At 66.3% G+C, this 17,924-nt stretch carries 18 protein-coding genes; 8 read left to right on the top strand and 10 right to left on the bottom strand.

Going from position 1 to position 17,924, the window contains the following annotated elements; genetic code table 11:
• Positions 1 to 75: 75 nt before the first annotated feature.
• Together greA and EV283_RS00925 are read left to right on the top strand one after the other, a co-directional pair.
• The gene (greA, locus tag EV283_RS00930; RefSeq protein WP_055878474.1) at positions 76 to 552 is read left to right on the top strand and encodes a transcription elongation factor GreA; all 477 of its coding nucleotides are present in this window, start codon (positions 76 to 78) and stop codon (positions 550 to 552) included.
• A gap of 5 nt (positions 553 to 557) precedes the next feature.
• Entirely contained in the window at positions 558 to 1,208 is a 651-nt protein-coding gene (locus EV283_RS00925) for a rhomboid family intramembrane serine protease (protein ID WP_130321977.1), read from the top strand.
• Positions 1,209 to 1,367: 159 nt separating this feature from the next.
• Here the strand turns inward: EV283_RS00925 and EV283_RS00920 are convergent, their stop codons facing one another.
• The 5 genes from EV283_RS00920 to EV283_RS00900 all read right to left on the bottom strand — a co-directional run bounded on the left by EV283_RS00920 (position 1,368) and on the right by EV283_RS00900 (position 3,348).
• On the bottom strand, positions 1,368 to 1,598 hold the full coding sequence (locus EV283_RS00920; protein WP_056410981.1) for a DUF4170 domain-containing protein: 231 nt from the start codon (positions 1,596 to 1,598) through the stop codon (positions 1,368 to 1,370).
• Positions 1,599 to 1,677: 79 nt separating this feature from the next.
• Entirely contained in the window at positions 1,678 to 2,145 is a 468-nt protein-coding gene (locus tag EV283_RS00915) for a hypothetical protein (protein WP_056410977.1), read from the bottom strand.
• Positions 2,146 to 2,214: 69 nt separating this feature from the next.
• Positions 2,215 to 2,487: a phosphatase gene (locus tag EV283_RS00910; RefSeq protein ID WP_130321976.1), complete on the bottom strand. Its 273-nt coding sequence runs from the start codon at positions 2,485 to 2,487 to the stop codon at positions 2,215 to 2,217.
• Positions 2,484 to 2,849, bottom strand: coding sequence for a phage holin family protein (locus EV283_RS00905; protein WP_056410971.1), 366 nt, complete (start codon positions 2,847 to 2,849; stop codon positions 2,484 to 2,486). The genes EV283_RS00910 and EV283_RS00905 overlap by 4 nt, the downstream gene beginning before the upstream one ends.
• A 4-nt stretch (positions 2,850 to 2,853) precedes the next feature.
• Positions 2,854 to 3,348, bottom strand: coding sequence for a hypothetical protein (locus EV283_RS00900; protein WP_130321975.1), 495 nt, complete (start codon positions 3,346 to 3,348; stop codon positions 2,854 to 2,856).
• 199 nt (positions 3,349 to 3,547) lie between these two features.
• Here EV283_RS00900 and eno point away from each other — a divergent pair, with 199 nt between their 5' ends.
• Together eno and EV283_RS00890 are read left to right on the top strand one after the other, a co-directional pair.
• Positions 3,548 to 4,828 carry a phosphopyruvate hydratase gene (gene eno, locus EV283_RS00895; RefSeq protein ID WP_130321974.1) on the top strand — a complete coding sequence of 427 codons (1,281 nt, stop codon included), beginning with the start codon at positions 3,548 to 3,550 and terminating at the stop codon, positions 4,826 to 4,828.
• A gap of 25 nt (positions 4,829 to 4,853) precedes the next feature.
• Positions 4,854 to 5,180, top strand: coding sequence for a septum formation initiator family protein (locus tag EV283_RS00890; RefSeq protein WP_055878455.1), 327 nt, complete (start codon positions 4,854 to 4,856; stop codon positions 5,178 to 5,180).
• Positions 5,181 to 5,276: 96 nt separating this feature from the next.
• Here EV283_RS00890 and EV283_RS00885 read toward each other — a convergent pair whose 3' ends face one another.
• Positions 5,277 to 6,101: an alpha/beta hydrolase gene (locus tag EV283_RS00885; protein ID WP_130321973.1), complete on the bottom strand. Its 825-nt coding sequence runs from the start codon at positions 6,099 to 6,101 to the stop codon at positions 5,277 to 5,279.
• A 124-nt stretch (positions 6,102 to 6,225) separates the two neighbouring features.
• Between EV283_RS00885 and EV283_RS00880 the strand changes: the two genes are divergently transcribed.
• Complete coding sequence (locus EV283_RS00880) at positions 6,226 to 7,968, top strand: DUF885 domain-containing protein (RefSeq protein ID WP_130321972.1); 1,743 nt, start codon at positions 6,226 to 6,228, stop codon at positions 7,966 to 7,968.
• A 262-nt stretch (positions 7,969 to 8,230) separates the two neighbouring features.
• Here the strand turns inward: EV283_RS00880 and EV283_RS00875 are convergent, their stop codons facing one another.
• Positions 8,231 to 9,646, bottom strand: coding sequence for an MFS transporter (locus tag EV283_RS00875; protein WP_130321971.1), 1,416 nt, complete (start codon positions 9,644 to 9,646; stop codon positions 8,231 to 8,233).
• Positions 9,647 to 9,704: 58 nt separating this feature from the next.
• On the opposite strand from EV283_RS00875, the gene EV283_RS00870 reads away from it, so the two are divergent.
• Positions 9,705 to 11,834: a prolyl oligopeptidase family serine peptidase gene (locus EV283_RS00870; protein ID WP_242615729.1), complete on the top strand. Its 2,130-nt coding sequence runs from the start codon at positions 9,705 to 9,707 to the stop codon at positions 11,832 to 11,834.
• A 110-nt stretch (positions 11,835 to 11,944) separates the two neighbouring features.
• Here EV283_RS00870 and EV283_RS00865 read toward each other — a convergent pair whose 3' ends face one another.
• The 3 genes from EV283_RS00865 to EV283_RS00855 form a co-directional block, all read right to left on the bottom strand.
• Positions 11,945 to 12,496 carry a glycine zipper 2TM domain-containing protein gene (locus EV283_RS00865; protein ID WP_056410942.1) on the bottom strand — a complete coding sequence of 184 codons (552 nt, stop codon included), beginning with the start codon at positions 12,494 to 12,496 and terminating at the stop codon, positions 11,945 to 11,947.
• An 80-nt stretch (positions 12,497 to 12,576) separates the two neighbouring features.
• Positions 12,577 to 12,888, bottom strand: coding sequence for a hypothetical protein (locus EV283_RS00860; protein ID WP_130321970.1), 312 nt, complete (start codon positions 12,886 to 12,888; stop codon positions 12,577 to 12,579).
• 112 nt (positions 12,889 to 13,000) lie between these two features.
• Positions 13,001 to 15,283, bottom strand: a complete 2,283-nt coding sequence (locus tag EV283_RS00855; RefSeq protein WP_130323792.1) for a UvrD-helicase domain-containing protein — start codon at positions 15,281 to 15,283, stop codon at positions 13,001 to 13,003.
• Between the two features lie 218 nt (positions 15,284 to 15,501).
• On the opposite strand from EV283_RS00855, the gene EV283_RS00850 reads away from it, so the two are divergent.
• Complete coding sequence (locus EV283_RS00850; protein ID WP_165391661.1) at positions 15,502 to 15,831, top strand: UrcA family protein; 330 nt, start codon at positions 15,502 to 15,504, stop codon at positions 15,829 to 15,831.
• A 247-nt stretch (positions 15,832 to 16,078) separates the two neighbouring features.
• Positions 16,079 to 17,746: an inorganic phosphate transporter gene (locus EV283_RS00845; protein ID WP_130321966.1), complete on the top strand. Its 1,668-nt coding sequence runs from the start codon at positions 16,079 to 16,081 to the stop codon at positions 17,744 to 17,746.
• Positions 17,747 to 17,924: the final 178 nt, after the last annotated feature.

The following is a 17,924-nucleotide window of genomic DNA, read 5'->3' as shown; positions in this document are numbered from 1 at the left end:
TCCCGACATGAGCGTGATGTGTGGGCGGGGCTGGTACAGGGCCCCGCGCGGGGAAATGGATTTGGGGACGAGATAATGGCGACCGTCGAAAAGATGCCGATGCTTCAGGAAGGCTATGAGACGCTGACCGCGGATCTCAAGCGCCTGAAGGCCGAACGTCCGACGATCGTCGACGCGATCGAAGAGGCGCGCGCGCATGGCGATCTGAGCGAGAACGCGGAATATCATGCCGCGAAGGAGCGTCAGGGCCAGGTCGAGGCATCGATCTCCGACATCGAGGACAAGCTGAGCCGCGCGCAGATCATCGATCCGAAGGACCTGTCGGGCGACAAGGTCGTGTTCGGCGCGACGGTGACGTTGCTCGACGAGAACGACAAGCCGATCAAGTATCAGATCGTCGGCCAGACCGAGGCGAACGCCAAGACCGGTCGCATCTCGTACAACTCGCCGCTGGGCCGCGGGTTGATCGGGCGCAAGCTCGACGAAGAGGTCGAGGTCACGGTGCCTGCCGGCGAGCGTTATTACGTCGTCTCCAAGATCGAGTTCATCTGAACCCCATGAATTTTTTCGAGACGCGGGCGACGGCGATCATCACGATCGTGACGGTCATCGTCTCGGGATTTCTGGTGCTGAGCGGGTCGCTGCCCTATTGGGCGGTGAATGCCGGGTTCATTCCGTTGCGGATGACCGAGTTCGGCATTCCGAGCGATCATATGTTCGTGATCCCTGCCTGGGCGACGCCGCTGACCGCGACGCTGATCCATGGCGGCTGGGCGCACATCGCGCTGAACCTCGTGATGCTGGTGTATTGCGGCCAGTTCGTCGAGCGTGCGCTGGGGAAGGTCGGGTTGGTCGTGCTGTACGGGCTTGGCGCGTACGCGGCCGCCGCGGGGCACTGGGCGTTTGGGCCTGAGTCCGTTTCGCCGATGATCGGTGCCAGTGGGGCGATCTCGGCGGTCGTTGGTGCGTATGCACTGCTCTATGGCGAGCGCCGTGCCAAGGCGATCGGACCGGTGCCGGCTGGCGTCGTGCATGTCGTCTGGTTGGCGGCGGCCTGGATCGGTATCCAGTTGTTGATGGGGCTGGCCGGATTTGGTTCGTCGATTGGCGCCAACGGGCCGATCGCGATCGGCGCGCATATTGGCGGGTTCCTAGCGGGGCTGGTTTTGGCTCGGCCGCTGTTATTGTGGCGGTACCGCGCGGCCTGAAGCATTTGATGCGCTGCAGATTGCCCCGATACGCTCGTCATCCTGACGAACGTCAGGATCCAGGGTTGCTGGCGGTGTCGCTCTTGGCTCTGGATCCTGACTTTCGTCAGGATGACGGGGTGGGGTGGTCACGCGTGCGTCGATCGCACGACGTGGGTTTTACGCGGCGGTCTGGCCGGGCAGCGTTGGTTCGAGCATGCGCTGCAGTGGCACGACCACGAACTTCATCTCGGCATCGTCCACCGTGCGCTGCGCTGCAGCACGCCAAGCCTTTTCGGCGGTGGCATAGTCGGGGAAGACGCCGACGAATTCGATCCGGTTCAGATCGTTGAAATCGAGGGTGCGCGGGTCGCTGACGCGGCCGCCGAATACGAGGTGGAGCTTGCTCATGCGCTGCTTGTCCTTGGGAGGGAGGTTGCAGGTGCCCTAGCGTGTTCGACCCGCGCTTTGAACCCTTTGCCCGTGTCTTTTAGACAGCCGGCTTTTGCGAAACGGCCTTCGCACCTGCGGTACCCGCGGTGGTCAGTGCCTTGACGATGCCGTCGAGCAACCCGCGTGCCTGGCCGCGCGCATTGTCCTTGGTGAGTCCGAGCTCGCCGAGTTCCGACTGGCCCGCAGCCTTGGCAGCGGCAGTCGCGGCGACGACGGTCTCGCTCAGGCGCTTGCCGACGGGGGCGAGCAGTTCCTTCTCACGCGCCGAACGCGGGATCAGGGCACCGGCGATCGCGCCGACGGCAAGACCGCCGACGAGGATGCCGAGGGGGTTCGATTCGAGGTTGTTGACGACGCGCTTGGTCTTCTCGCGCGAGACTTCGAGGACCTCGGAGGCCTTGTCGCCGGCGTCGTGATATACCTTCGACGCGGTCTCGCGTACGGTGTCGAGACCTTCGCGGACGCGATTTTCGGTATCGTGAATGGTGGTCTTTGCGTCGGTCATGGGACGGTCCTTCTAATGGCAAGCTGCTCGTCTTTAAACGCGAGCCGGGACTTCATGGTTTCAAGGCTTTCAGCGGCCGCGGCGAAACAGGCCGACGATCCGGTGACGGGCGAGGAACAGCCCGGCGACTGCGGCAAACCCCGCGGTCGGGCCAGGATTGCGCCGCACCGTCTCGACACCCGCGTTCAGGGCGGCGGTGCCGACATCGGCGACATCGCGGCTGGCGTTGAGCGCGAGCTTCCGGGGATTGAGCCGATCCTGCAACTGCCCGAGCGTCATCATGACGCGCTGGCGGGCGAGGGCGGACTCGATCTCTGCGGCGGCGACTTTGGCGGATGTCATGATACGGGCTCGCTCTTGGTCTGAAGCTTCGACTTGCCGATCATCGCGAGGATGCCGGCGAGTGCCAGCACCGCCACGACGACGATCGCGGTCGACCATCCAGGCCCCATCACGGTTGCCAGCGTCAAGATCGCACCGACCAGCAGTGCGATCAGCGCGGCCAGCGCCAACACGCCGGCGACGGCGAAGAACATCGCCGCCGACTTGTACGCGCCCGCCGTCTCGCCGAACTTCGCCTTGTAGACAGCCACTTCGGCAGTCGCGAGGCTGCGCGTTTCGCTGGCCAGTCGGCTGACGATCGCGGACAGGCTCTCCTCCTCGCCGGTCAGCGTCGCCGGCTCGGACAGGATCGGCTTGGTCAAGGCCTCAGACCTTCGGGTTCGCGTCGACGCCCGACTGCACCAGTCGCGCGACGACGAACCCGATGGCAGCGGCCGCGCCGACTGCGATCGCGGGCGACTTGCGGACGAGTTCGCGTGCGTCGTCGAACAGCTCGTCGATATCCTTGGCCTTCACCTGATCGGCAAAGCCGGACACGCTGTCGGCCGCGTTGCGCGCGTAGCCGCCATATTGCGACCCGAGCTTCTCGTCGACCTGGCCGGCCGCGTCGGTCAGCAGCTGGGCGATCTGCTCAAGTGCGCCGCTTGCACGTGCCTTGCCGTCCTCGGCGAAGGTGCGCGCCTTGTCGGCGGCCTGTGCGCTGTACTTGCTGGCGCCATCCTTGATCGCCTGCTTGGCATCGGTGGTCTTGCCCGACAGGGTATCGGCCTCGGACTCGACGGTCTTGGCGAGCTCGTTGCCGACCTGGGTCGTGGTCGTTTTCAGGTCGTTGACGGTATCGTTTACGCTGGAGTCGGCCATGACGGTCCCTTTCAGAATTGTTACGCCCTCAACACCGCCGTCGAAGCGGGGTTCCCGATTCGTCGCGCGATTGCACGACACTGTCCCGGGCCAGTCGCCGGGCCCGGCTGTGGGGCAGTCGCGCGATTGCCCGGAATGGCGCGAGGCGATAGAGGCAGCGCGAACGACCCCGCCCCGGGATTTGTAGGAGCATCGTTACGTGACCGCAATCATCGACCTTCATGCACGCCAGATCCTCGACAGCCGGGGCAATCCCACGGTCGAAGTCGACGTTCTTCTCGAAGACGGCAGCTTTGGTCGCGCGGCGGTGCCGTCGGGCGCCTCGACCGGCGCACACGAGGCGGTCGAGCGTCGCGACGGCGACAAGACCCGCTGGGGCGGCAAGGGCGTCGACGGCGCGGTCGACGCGGTCAACGACGAGATCACCGATACCGTGCTGGGCATGGACGCGGAGGACCAGTCGGACCTCGATCGCGCGATGATCGAGCTGGACGGCACCGAGAACAAGGGCCGGCTGGGCGCGAACGCGATCCTCGGCGTCAGCCTCGCGGTCGCAAAGGCGGCGGCCGAAGCGCGCGGCCTGCCGCTGTATCGTTATATCGGCGGCGTGCAGGCGCATCTGCTGCCCGTGCCGATGATGAACATCATCAATGGCGGCGAGCATGCCGACAACCCGATCGATTTCCAGGAATTCATGATTGTGCCGGTCGGCGCGTCGAACATCCTCGAGGCGGTGCGCTGCGGCTCGGAAATCTTCCACACGCTCAAGAAGGGCCTGAGCGAGAAGGGCCTGTCGACCAGCGTCGGCGACGAGGGCGGTTTCGCACCGAACATCGGCAGCACGACCGAGGCTTTGGACTTCATCATGTCGAGCATCGAGAAGGCGGGGTATAAGCCGGGCGAGGACGTGATGCTCGCGCTCGATTGCGCCGCGACCGAGTTCTACAAGAACGGCAAGTACGACATTTCGGGCGAGGGCAAGATCCTCGAGAGCGGCGAGATGGCCGAGTATCTCGCCGACCTCACCCGCCGCTACCCGATCTTCTCGATCGAGGACGGCATGGGCGAGGACGATTGGGAGGGCTGGAAGATGCTCACCGACCTGATCGGCGACAAGGTCCAGCTGGTCGGCGACGATCTGTTCGTGACCAACCCGAAGCGCCTGAAGCGCGGCATCGACGGCGGCTATGCCAATTCGCTGCTCGTGAAGGTCAACCAGATCGGCACGTTGACCGAGACGCTCGAGGCGGTGTCGATGGCGCAGCGCGCGAAGTACACCGCGGTGATGTCGCATCGTTCGGGCGAGACCGAGGATTCGACGATCGCCGACCTCGCAGTCGCGACCAACTGCGGCCAGATCAAGACGGGCAGCCTGGCGCGGTCGGACCGGTTGGCCAAGTACAACCAGCTGATCCGTATCGAGGAAGAGCTGGGCGACGCGGCGCGCTACGCAGGCCGCGACATCCTGATCGGCGGCTGATACGCTCACTCCCGCGGAGGACGACATGGCACGCGTGACGACGAAGACCAGCAAGCTGCGGAAGACGATGCGCAAGGCCGCCTGGCCTGCGCTGGGGCTGACGCTGATGGCCTTTTTCGGCGCGTATGCCGTGCTCGGGCCTAACGGGATGTTCGCTTATGGCGATTACAAGCGCCAGCTTGCGAAGCGCGAGCAGGACTATGCCGCGCTCGATCGCAAGCGCGAGGTGTTGAAGAACCGGGTGGCGTTGCTCAACCCGGATCACGCGAACCCCGACATGGTCGACGAGATGGTCCGCAAGGAGCTGAACGTCGCGCATCCGGACGAGGTCATCGTTCCTCTGGGGAATTGAGACGTCGTCATCCTGGACTTGATCCAGGATCCAGAGCCACTCGCGATATCGCTTGTGGCTCTGGATCCTGACTTTCGTCAGGATGACGAGGGCGGATTACCGGCCCAGGAACGTCAGCAGGTCGTTCGTGAAGCGGTCGCTTTCGGTGATCGTCAGGCCGTGCGGTGCGCCGTCATATTCGACCAGTTGCGAGCCCGCGATGCCCTTTGCCGCGGCGCGGCCGGTGGCGTCGATCGGCACGGTCTTGTCGCTCGTGCCGTGGACGACCAAGGTCGGCACGCGGAACGCGGCTAGGTCGCCGCGGAAGTCGGTGTGGCCGAACGCTTCTGCACAGCGCAGCGTCGGATGCAGACCCGCCTGCATCGCCAGGCCCCAGGCCCAGTCGACGACCTCGTCGCTGACCGGCGAGGTGATGAACCCGACGCCGAGGAATTGCTGGAGGAACGTCTTGAAGAAGGCCGGGCGGTCGTCTTCGATCCCCGCGCCGATCCCGGCCAGCGTCTCTTCGTCGACGCCATCGGGATTGTCGTCGGTCTTGAGCATGTACGGCACGACCGAAGAGATCAGCCCCGCGGCGACCACGCCCTTGCCGTCGTAGCGGCTCATGTAGCGGGCGATCTCGCCGCCGCCCATCGAGAAGCCGACGATCGTCGCATCGGTGTTGGCGCCGGTGGCTTCCATCACGTCCGCGAGATCGTCGGTGAGCGTGTCATAGTCGTAACCGCTCCAGGGCTGGGCCGAGCGGCCGAACCCGCGGCGGTCATAGGCGATCGCGCGGAAGCCCGCCTGTGCCAAGGCCATCGCCTGCGCGTCCCAGCTGTCGGCGTTGAGCGGCCAGCCATGCGTGAGGATTACCGGACGTCCGGTGCCCCAGTCCTTGACGTAAATATCGGTACCGTCACGGGTTTTTATGTAGGGCATGAAGCTATCCTGTCTCTCGGGGGAGGTGTCCTTTCAACGGCTCATCGCGCGGGCCGTTCCGCATGCTGGTGTACCGACGCTTCGACTGGCAGCATAGCGCAGACGAATCGGGATTGGAGACAGGATGCGGATCGGACTTCTGACGACGGCGCTGGGCGTTGTACTAGCGCTCGACGCGTGTGGGCCTGCGCAGACCACGTCGAATACGCAGGCGGTGGCGCCTGCACCGACGCGGCTTGCGAAGAGCGACTGGGCCGGGTTCCGCGATGGCTTTATCGACGGTTGGTTCAAGATCGATCCGGCGAACGCGGTCTATCAGGGCAAGCACGATTATGACGGCGGGCTCGGCGACTGGAGTGCCGCGGGGCTAAAGCGGCAGGCGGACTTCCTACACGCTGCGATCGACAAGGCGGGGGCGTTCAAGGACCTGAAGCCGACCGAGGCGTTCGAGCGCGACTATCTGGTGCAGGTCGCCAAGGGCAAGCTGTTCTGGCTGGAAGACGCGGATCAGCCGCATCGCAACCCGGCCTGGTATGTGAGCGCCGGCCTCGATCCGAACGTCTATATCGCGCGCAACTATGCCGATGCGCCGACGCGGATGAAGGCGCTGACCGCGTTCCTGCAGAAGATCCCGGCGGCGACGGGCAACATCAAGGCAAACCTCAAGACGCCGATGCCGCTGAGCTTCGTCAATTATGGCGCGGCGGCGTTCAACGGCTTTGCGGACTATTATTCGGGCGACGCGGTGAAGGCGTTTGCGAGCGTCAAGGATGCCGCGGCACAGAAGCAGCTGAGCGATGCGGCGCAGGCGGCGTCGAAGGCGATGCGCGATCTGGGTACGTGGACCGAGGGGCAGCGCGCGACCGCAACTCAGGATTTCGCGCTGGGGGCTGAGAAATTCGCGCGGATGGTTTCGATGACCGAGGGCGTCGATACGCCGCTCGACCAGCTCGAGGCGGCGGGTGTCGCCGACCTGAAACGCAACCAGGCGGCGCTCGCGCAGGCGTGCGGGGTGTTCGCCAAGGGGCAGACGATCCTCGCGTGCATGGACAAGATGAACGCGAACAAGCCGGTCGGCGGGCCGGTCGCGGAGGCGCGGCGGCAGATCCCGAGCTTGCGCAAGTTCGTGATCGATCATGATCTGCTGACGATTCCGGGGACCGAGCAGGCGCTGGTCGAGGAATCGCCGCCCTATAACCGGCAGAACTCGGCGTATATCGATCCGCCCGGACCGTTCGAGACGGGCGTGCCGTCGATCTATTACATTTCGCCGCCCGATCCGAGCTGGACCAAGGCGGTGCAGGATGCGTTCGTGCCCGGCAAGAACGACCTGCTGTTCACCTCGGTCCACGAGGTCATGCCGGGGCATTTCGTCCAGTTCCTCCACGCGAACCGGTCGCCGTCGCTCTTCGGGCGGTTGTTCGTCGGCTATGCGTTTGCCGAAGGCTGGGCGCATTATGCCGAGGAGATGATGTGGGAGGCGGGGCTGAATGAAGGGGACCCGGAGACTCACGTGGGGCAGATCTCGAACGCGTTGCTGCGTGATTGCCGGTATCTGTCGGCGATCCGGATGCACGCCAAGGGGATGACGCAGGAGCAGTCGTTCCGGATGTTCGTCGACGACTGCTATCAGGACGAGGGCAATGCCCGGCAGCAGGCGGCGCGCGGGACCTATGATCCGGCGTATCTGAACTACACGATGGGCAAGCTGATGATCCGCAAGCTGCGCGCCGACTGGACCGCGAGCCGGGGTGGGCGGAAGGCGTGGAAGGCGTTCCATGACCAGTTGCTGAGCTATGGTGGTCCGCCGATCCCGTTGTTGCGCAAGGCGATGATGGGGGAGGCGAAGGCTAGCGCTGCTTTCTGATTTTGGCGCGTGCGGTTATCTAGCACCACCCCGGCGGAGGCCGGGGTCCAATTGGAAAGGTCGTCGTAACAGCGGACTTCGCTACGTTACCACCGTCCCCCAATTGGGGCCCGGCCTTCGCCGGGGTGGGGTGTGCGTTTTGAGCGAACGCGCCGCCAACCAAGCCTGTGTCCCCGCGAAGGCGGGGACACAAACTGGGCACCCGCCTTCGCGGGTGAACATACTACTGCTCCCGCTTCCCGCCGGGAAGAGGGAGACGCGGTCACCGCGTCTGTTGCGCGGGTTGCACGTCCTGCGTTTCCTCGGTCGGCGGATTGCGGATCGAGGGGCGGAGGCGGCTTAGGCTGCAGAGGCCAGCCACGAGCGCCAGCCCGGCGGCCACCAGCGGCGGCGTCGTGCCCGCGCCTACGCCCATGGCCAGCAGCGCTGCCACCAGCGTCGCGCCGGTGGTCTGCCCCACCAGCCGCACGGTCGAGACCAGCCCGCCCGCCGCCGCCGCGCGTTCGCGGGGGGCGGACCCGATGATCAGCCGCGCGTTCGGCGCCATGAACATCCCGAACCCCGATCCGCACAGCGCCATCCGCCACGCGATATCGAAATAGCCCGGATCCGCGGGCATGAACGCGAGCAGCAGCAACGCGCAGATCGACACGCCCATCCCGATCCCGCCGAGCAACCCCGCCGGATAGCGATCCGACAGCCATCCCGACAGCGGCGCGACGACCATGTTCGCGAGCGGCCACGGCGCGATCGCCGCACCGACCTCTGCCGCACTGAAGCCGTAGGCGTGCGTCAACCGGAAGGGAGTCGACAGCAGCAGCGTCATCTGCGCGATGAACGCGGTGTACGCGCCGATCGCCGACAGCGCGAGGACGGGCCGCGCGAGCAGGTCGATCGGCAGGATCGGATTGGCCTCGCCGCGCTCGCGCCGGACGAACACCCAGCCGATCCCGATCCCGGTAAGGACGATCGCGGCGGATACGATCGGGCTATCGCCGTGCACCGCGCTCTCCGCGCCGCCGATGACGAGCCCGATCATCGCCGCGCACATCACCGCGCCGAGCACGTCGAACGGCGCGTCCTGTGGGCGCGGCTCGGGCAGCGCGCGGCCGAGCACGAGGCTGAGCACCGCGAACGGCACTGCGCTGGCGAACACCCAGGGCCAGGGTGCGATCGCCAGCACGAGCCCGCCGATCGTCGGCGCGAGCGCGGCCGAACTGGAGACGACGACGCTGTTGATGCCGAGCCCGCGGCCGAGCTGCTTGGCCGGATAGATCGACCGGATCAACGCGGACGAGACGCTGAGCGCCGCCGCCGCGCCCAGCGCCTGCGCGGCGCGGACGACGAGCAGGAAGGGCAGGCTCTTGGCGAAGAAGCAGAGCAACGTGGCGAGCGTGAAGATCAGCTGGCCATATTGATACATGCGTTTCAGGCCGATCCGCCCGCCGAGCCCGGAAAAGGGGAGCAGCGCCATCGCGAGAATCAGCTGATAGACCGTGACGACGGTGACCACCGCGCTGCTGCCGACGTTCAGGTCGCGTGCGATCGTCGGCAGCGCGACGGTGGCGATGCCGCCATCGATGATCGTCAGCGCGGTGCCCGCCGAGATCGCGGCGATGGCGATGAAACGGCGGGGTTTGGGCAGGCCGTCGGCGGCCGATATCTGGTCCGGTTGCATTGCGCCCCGCGATAGACCCCGGCATGTAGCACGCCAAGCAAATCAGGGAGATACGGTGATGCGGGTTCTGGCTTCGATGCTGGCGGCGACGATACTCAGCGGGGGCGCCGGCCTTGCGAGCGGCACCGCGCTTGCCCAAGTCGCACCGATGACACAGACGAACACCGCCGCCGACCCCTATATCTGGCTCGAGGACAAGGATGGCACCAAGCCGCTCGCCTGGGTCGAGGCGGAGAATGCGAAGACGCTCCCGCGGCTCCAGAACGATCCGCGCTACAAGACCTTCTACGCCGAGGCGCTGGCAATCGCGTCGGCGAAGGATCGCATTCCGATGCCGAACCAGATGTTCGGGCGGATCTACAATTTCTGGCGCGATGCCGATCATCCGCACGGTCTGTGGCGCTGGACGAGCGCGGCCGACTATGCGTCGGCCACGCCGCACTGGACGACCGCGCTCGACCTCGACGCGCTCGGCAAGGCCGAGGGCAAGCAGTGGGTGTGGAAGGGGGCGACCTGCCTCGAGCCCGAGCAGCGGCTGTGCCTCGTCGCGCTGTCGGAAGGCGGCGAGGATGCGGTGACCTATCGCGAATTCGATCTGCAGACGGGTGCGTTCGTCGCCAACGGGTTCACGCTGCCCAAGTCGAAGCAGGATGCGACCTGGGTCGACAAGGATACGCTGCTGGTCGCGCGCGACTGGGGGGCGGGGACGACGACGCAGTCGGGCTATGCGTTCGTGATGAAGCAGTTGAAGCGGGGACAGCCGCTCGACGCCGCGACCGAGGTGTATCGGGGGGCTGCGACCGACCAGGGCGGTACGGCGGCGAACGTGCTGACGGACGAGAAGGGCAACCGCCTGATCGTGATCCAGCGCCGGAAAACCTTCTTCGGTGCTGACAAGCTGGTGTGGACACCAGCCGGCGCGCGACCGCTCGCCTTGCCCGACCGGACGTTCCCGGCGGGGATGATCGACGGGCAGGTGATCTTCTCGACGAGCGATCCCTGGGGCAAGATTCCCGAGGGCGCGATCGCGTCGGCACCGCTTGCCGAGGTGGAAAAGGGGGCGATCAACCCGACGATCGTGTTCGCGCCGGGGCCGCGCCAGTCGGTCGACGGCATGGGGCTGACGAAATCGAAGCTTGTGCTGGTGGTGTCGGACAATGTCCGCGGCCGCGCGTCGGTCTATACGCACGGCGCGGGGGGCTGGACCGCCAAGCCGATCGCTTTGCCCGACAACGCCTCGATCGACGTCGCGAGCACGACCGATCGTAGCGACGACGCCTATCTGACGGTGACGGGGTTCCTGACGCCGACGTCGCTCTATGCGCTCGATGCGGCGTCCGGCGCTGCACCCAAGCCGATCAAAACGCTGCCGCCGAAGTTCGATGCGTCGAACGACGTGGTCGAGCAGTTCGAGGCGACCTCGACCGACGGGACGAAGGTGCCGTATTTCGTTGTCCAAAAGAAGGGCATTACGCTCGACGGGACCACGCCGACGATCATGACCGCTTATGGCGGCTTCGAGGTGTCGATGACGCCGAGCTATTCGGGGAGCACCGGCAAGCTGTGGCTGGAACGCGGCGGCAGCTACGTGCTCGCCAACATCCGCGGCGGCGGCGAGTTCGGGCCGAAATGGCACGACGCGGGCCGCAAGACGAAGCGGCAGGTGATCTATGACGACTTCGCCGCGGTCGCCAAGGACCTGTTCGCGCGCAAGCTGACGAGCCCGGCCAAGCTCGGCATCTATGGCGGGTCGAACGGCGGGCTGCTGATGGGCGTCGAGTTCAACCAGCATCCAGAGTTCTGGAAGGCGGTGACGATCCAGGTGCCGCTGCTCGACATGATCCGCTACGAGGGGATCGCGGCGGGCGCGTCCTGGGTCGACGAATATGGATCGGTGAGCGTGCCCGAGGAAAAGGCGTTCCTCGAAAAGATCTCGCCCTATCAGAACATCAGGAAGGGCGTCGCCTATCCCGAGCCCTATATCTGGACGACGACCAAGGACGACCGCGTCGGGCCGCAGCATGCGCGCAAGTTCGCCGCGCGGTTGAAGGAATATGGCCTGCCGTATCTATATTATGAGGATACCGCGGGCGGGCATTCGGGCGATGCCGATATCGAGCAGGGGGCCCGGTTGCAGGCGTTGCAGATGACCTATTTCACGCAGAAGCTGGTCGGGCCGGCGAAGTAGGGGGCTGAGGAACCCCGTCATCCTGGACTTGATCCAGGATCCAGAGCCGCAAGGCTTAACGCCTGTGGCTCTGGATCCTGACTTTCGTCAGGATGACGGGGCGGGACGCCTCAGCGGCAGCGGACCTGGCTGTTGCTCTGGTCCACCGCGCGCCCGGCCAGGCCGCCCGCGGCCGCACCCAGCAGCGAGCCGACGATCCGCGAACGGCCGCCATCGATCACGTTGCCGAGGATACCGCCGCCAGCGGCGCCGATGATGAGCCCGGTCGTGCCGTCGTTGCGCTTGCAGTAATAGCGGCCATCCTGCCCGGCATAGACACGGTCGTTGGTCGCCAGCGTGCGCTCCTGATAGTTCGGCCCTGCGCGATAATAGCGCGAGGGGTCGTAATTGCCCTCGTCACGCTCGTCGGGATAGGCTTCCTGATACCCGCCGCTGCGATCGGGCGCCTGGCGATACCCGCCCTGCGGTGCATAGCCGCCGCGATTGCCGCGCACCGACTGGTAGCGATCGAATTCGGTACGGAAGATCTGCAGTTCGCTGTCGAGCCGCGCCTGGGCGGCGGCGAAGCGCGCATCGTCGGCACTGCTCTGTGCGACGGCTGGGGTGGCGACGGACAGGCAGGTGGCGGCGATCATCGCAGCCGTGCCGAGAAAACGCTTCATGATCAGGATCCTTTCAGGGTGTCACGACGAGGGCGGGCGGCAATATGCGACTGCCGCCCGCCCGATATCAACGGTCTATCTCAGCGGCAGATCTGCACGCGGCGGTGGTTGCGCCACTCGGTGCGGCAGCGACGGCTGTTGTTCCAGTTGCGACGGTCGTTGCCGCGGCCGCGATAGCGCCGGTCGTCATGGCGATCGCCACGATGATCGTTGCCGCGGAAACCGTGACGGTCGCCGCGATGATCGCCACGGGGACCGCCATGGGGGCCGCCACGAGGGCCATTGTCGTGCTGGCTATAGCCACGATCGCGCTGCGCTTCGGCCGGTGCGGCGGCGCCGAGGCCGAGAGTCGCAAAGGCGAGCCCTGCGGCGATGAGATGCGTAAACTTCATGGGACGTCCTCTCGAACCCGAGTATCGGGCTGCCACGCTGATACGGCTATCGAGAGACATGGTTCCTGAACGCGATTGTCGGCTCCCGTACAGGTACGCCGACGCGGGGGTATTAGGGCGTCAGCGTCACGAAGCTGTCCATCACGCGCTTGCGGCCCGATTGTTCGAAGTCGATCTCGAGCTTGTTGCCCTCGATCTCGGCGATGCTGCCATAGCCGAACTTCTGGTGGAACACGCGCATCCCGAGCGACAGGTCGTCGCGGCCCTTGTTGCCGAGGCTGATCGCGCTCGCGCGGCTTTCGACGACGCGCGCGGGTTTCGTCGAGAAGCCGCCGCCGGGCGTGGCCGCGCGCTGCCAGCCGGGGCCGCGGCCGGTGCCGCGCGCGACGTCAGCGAACGGGTCGGCGCGGTCGGACCAGTTGGCCTGCCACAGGCTCGCGCCGCCCGACATCGTCGTCTCGGTGTCGGTGTGTTCGGCGGGGAGTTCGGCGACGAAGCGCGAGGGGATCGACGAATTCCACTGGCCGTAGATGCGACGATTGGCGGCGTGGAGAATCACCGCCAGCCGCCGTGCGCGCGTGATCGCGACATAGGCGAGGCGGCGTTCCTCCTCGAGGCTCTTCACGCCGCCCTCGTCGAGCGAACGCTGTGACGGGAACAGCCCTTCTTCCCAGCCGACGCAGAAGACGGTGTCGTATTCGAGGCCCTTGGCGGCGTGGATCGTCATGATCGTGACCTGCGGATCCTGCGCGCCGCCCTCATTGTCCATGACCAGCGAGACATGTTCGAGGAACGCGCCGAGCGAAGCATACTCCTCCATCGCGCGGACGAGTTCGCTCAGATTCTCGAGCCGGCCGGTCGCCTCGACCGATTTCTCGGCCTGGTACATCGCGGTGTAGCCGCTCTCGTCGAGCAGCTGCCGCGCGAGTTCGGCGTGCGGCAGGGTGGTCGCCATGTCGCGCCAGCGGGCGATGTCGCCGACGAGGCGGCCGAGCGACTTCTTCGCCGCCCCGGTCAGCTCGTCGGTGTCGAGGATCCGCGCGGCGGCGGTGGTCAGCGGTGTGCCGGTGGCGCGCGCGAGCTGGTGGATGCGCGCGACCGCCTTGTCGCCGAGGCCGCGCTTGGGGACGTTGACGATGCGTTCGAAGGCGAGGTCGTCCGCGGGCTGGTTGACGACGCGGAGATAGGCGAGCGCGTCGCGGATCTCGGCGCGTTCGTAGAAGCGGAAGCCGCCGACGATCTTGTACGGCATGCCGATCGCGATGAAGCGATCCTCGAACTCGCGCGTCTGGTGCTGCGCGCGGACGAGGATCGCGATCTCGTCGAGCGATTTGCCCGAGCGGCGCACCGACTCGATCTCCTCGCCGACGCGGCGCGCTTCCTCGGGGCCGTCCCAGACGCCGATGACCTTGACCTTCTCGCCGACGTCGAGCTCGGTCCAGAGCTGCTTGCCGAGGCGGCCGCCATTGTTCGCGATCACGCCGCTCGCGGCGCCGAGGATGTGCGGCGTGCTGCGATAATTCTGTTCGAGCCGGATGACCTTCGCGCCTGGAAAGTCGCGCTCGAACTTCAGGATGTTCTCGACCTGCGCGCCGCGCCACGAATAGATCGACTGGTCGTCGTCGCCGACGCAGGCGATGTTCTTGCGCTCCTGCGCGAGCAGCCGCAGCCAGAGATACTGCGACGAGTTGGTGTCCTGATACTCGTCGACCATGATGTATTTGAAGCGCTGCTGATACTGCGCGAGCACGTCGCGGTGCGTCTTCAGGATGACGAGCATGTGCAGCAGCAGGTCGCCGAAATCGCACGCGTTGAGCGCGCGCAGCCGGGTCTGATATTGCTCGTAGAGCTCGCCGCCGCGGCCATTGGCGTAGCGCTCGCTCTCGCCCGCATCGATATCGGCGGGGACGAGGCCCTTGTTCTTCCACTGGTCGATCAGCCCGGCGAGGCTGCGCGTCGGGAAACGCTTCTCGTCGATGTCCGCGGCGAGGATGAGTTGCTTGAGCAACCGCAACTGGTCGTCGGTGTCGAGGATCGTGAAGTTCGATTGCAGCCCGACCAGCTCGGCATGGCGGCGTAGCATCTTGGCGGCGATCGCGTGGAAGGTGCCGAGCCAGGGCATGCCCTCGACCGCGTCGCCGACGAGTCGGCCGACCCGCTCGCGCATCTCGCGCGCGGCCTTGTTGGTGAAGGTGACGCTCAGGATCTCCGACGGCCAGGCCTTCTTGGTGAAGATCAGGTGCGCGAGTCGCGCGGTCAGCGCCGCGGTCTTGCCGGTGCCTGCGCCGGCGATGATCAGGACGGGGCCGTCGGTTGTCAGCACCGCCTCGCGCTGCGGCGGATTGAGGCCGCGGAGATAGGGGGGCTCTGCTTGCGGCGCGGACGTTTGGGCGATCTGGTTCACCGGTGAACAGGTAGGGAACGGGGCGCGGTGGGGCAAGCTTGGAAACGTCGCCGAACCGTCGCGTGGGCGTCATGATCCGCGACTAGGGGATGCGCAGCGACGTGGTTCGTCGTCGGAGACTCCGCACGCAGAACGGCGTCCCGATGCGCAAGCGCCGTCGCCCGCAGGCCAATGCCTGCGGACCGCAGGACCATATGAGGACCATCATCATGAAGATTTTCATCAGCGTCGCTTCGGCGGCGATCGTCGGCGCGTGCCTGTTCTCGACGGCCGCATCGGCAAGTCCCGTGCGTGAGCCCGTATCCGTACGCGTCTCGCATGCGGGGCTCGACCTGACCAGCGTCGCGGGGCGGACTCTGTTCCAGCGCCGGCTGCAATCGGCGATCGCCAAGGCGTGTGAGCCGCGCACGAGCGGTCTCGATGCGTTCGCCGACGCGCATCGCTGCCGCCAGGAGATGACCGCCGACGCGAGCGTCAAGATGGCCGCCCTCCTTCGTCGCGACGGCACGCAGCTTGCCAGCATCAACGGCGCGCGCTGACCTGTCGCGCTAGTCCGGGACATCGGCGTCGACCGATCCTTCCCCGCAAGGGGGAGGTGACTGGCGCATGCCAGACGGAGGGGGAGGGGAGCGTAACCTCGGTTGCGTGTCCGCCCCCTCCGTCGCCTTCGGCGCCACCTCCCCCTGGCGGGGGAGGATCGTTATGGGGGCGTCCCGAATCAGGCCTGTCGATCGCTTGATTTACATCTGTCATAAGATTGTCATCGTAAGGGCCGACTGCACCTCCATGGCTACCTCCACATTTGCACCCGACGCGCTGACGGCTGATTCGAGTGCTATCGCCTCGGCGCCGCGTACTGGCCCCAAGCTCGATCACGCGCTGCATCCGGCGGGGCGGTGGATATTCCTCGCCGTGCTGATCGGCGGGCTGGCCTATGCGGGGTTCAGCATCGCGTTCGACACCGCGCAGGTCGGCGAGAGCCTGGCGGGCGGTGCGTTCGCGTTCCTCGCGCTCGCGCTGCTGATCGCGCTCGGGTTCGAGTTCGTGAACGGCTTCCACGATACCGCCAACGCGGTGGCGACCGTCATCTACACGCATTCGATGCCCGCGCCGCTCGCGGTGGTGTGGTCGGGGTTCTTCAACTTCCTCGGCGTGATGCTGTCGTCGGGCGCGGTGGCATATTCGATCGTCACGTTGTTGCCGGTCGACCTGATCCTCAACGTCGGCAGCGTCGGCGGGTTCGCGATGATCTTCGCGCTGCTGCTCGCGGCGATCGTGTGGAACCTCGCGACCTGGGCGGTCGGCCTGCCCAATTCGTCGAGCCATGCGCTGATCGGCTCGATCCTCGGCGTCGGCCTTGCGAACCAGCTCATCCGCGGCGGCGCGGACGGGACGTCGGGCGTCGACATGGCGCAGGTCTGGAAAGTGCTGTCCGCGCTCGCGTTCAGCCCGATCGTCGGCTTTGTCGGCGCGCTCTTGCTGTTGCTCGTGATGAAGCGCTTCCTGCGCGACAAGGCGCTGTACGAGGCGCCCGAGGGCCAGACGCCGCCGCCGCGCGGCATCCGTGCGCTGCTGATCGGCACCTGCACCGCGGTCAGCTTCGCGCATGGCAGCAATGACGGGCAGAAGGGGATGGGGCTGATCATGCTCATCCTGATCGGCTGCGCGCCGACCGCCTATGCGCTCAACCGGACGATGCCAGAGAGCGCGACACCCGCGTTCGTGCAGACCGCACAGGCCGCCTCCGCCGCCTACCGCGCGCACGCCAATGGCGCGCCGGCGGGCGTCGGCGCGGCGCGCGCGCAGGTCACGCAGGCTTTGAAGACCAAGCAGGTCTCGGATCCGGTCATCTATGGTGCGCTGGCGACTCTGTCGGACGACGTGTCGAGCCGGATCGCGGGCTATGGCTCGCTCGGCAAGGTGCCCGCCGCGGCGACGCCCAACCTGCGCAACGACATGTACCTCGTGCTCGACACGACCAAGCTGATCGCCGCCGACACGTCCGCACAGCGCCGCTTCACCGCGCAGGAGATCACGACGCTCAAGAGCTATAACAGCGGGCTCGAACAGGGCACGCGCTACATTCCGACCTGGGTGAAGGTGACCGTCGCGCTGGCGCTGGGGCTGGGGACGATGGTCGGGTGGAAGCGGATCGTCGTCACGGTGGGCGAGCGGATCGGCAAGACGCACCTGACCTATGGGATGGGCGCGTCGGCCGAGCTGGTCGCGGCGTCGACGATCCTGCTGGCGGTGAATTTCGGGATGCCGGTGTCGACCACGCACATCCTGTCGTCGGGCGTCGCGGGCGCGAGCGTCGCCAACGGCGCGGGGTTGCAGCGTCGGACGGTCATGAACATGGCGTTGGCGTGGGTGATGACGCTGCCGGTGGCGATGCTGCTGTCGGGCGGGCTCTACTGGCTGTTGCTGACGCTGGCGCATTCGCTGGGGTATTGAGCGCAAATCGGTACCGCGTCCCTTTCTCGTCATCCTGACGAAAGTCAGGACCCAGGGTAACAGGTGAGGCGTGCGTGGCTCTGGGTCCTGACTTTCGTCAGGATGACGGGTGTGGGTTGGGGCAGGGTGTCTTGGCCAACTGACCCCGCGCCGCACGGGAACCGCGCCGCATGGGAAC

This window comes from Sphingomonas sp. BK036 (assembly GCF_004216825.1).
GTDB lineage: Bacteria > Pseudomonadota > Alphaproteobacteria > Sphingomonadales > Sphingomonadaceae > Sphingomonas.
The sequence above is the reverse complement of the archived record's forward strand: the minus strand, read 5'-3'. Positions and strand labels throughout refer to the sequence as shown.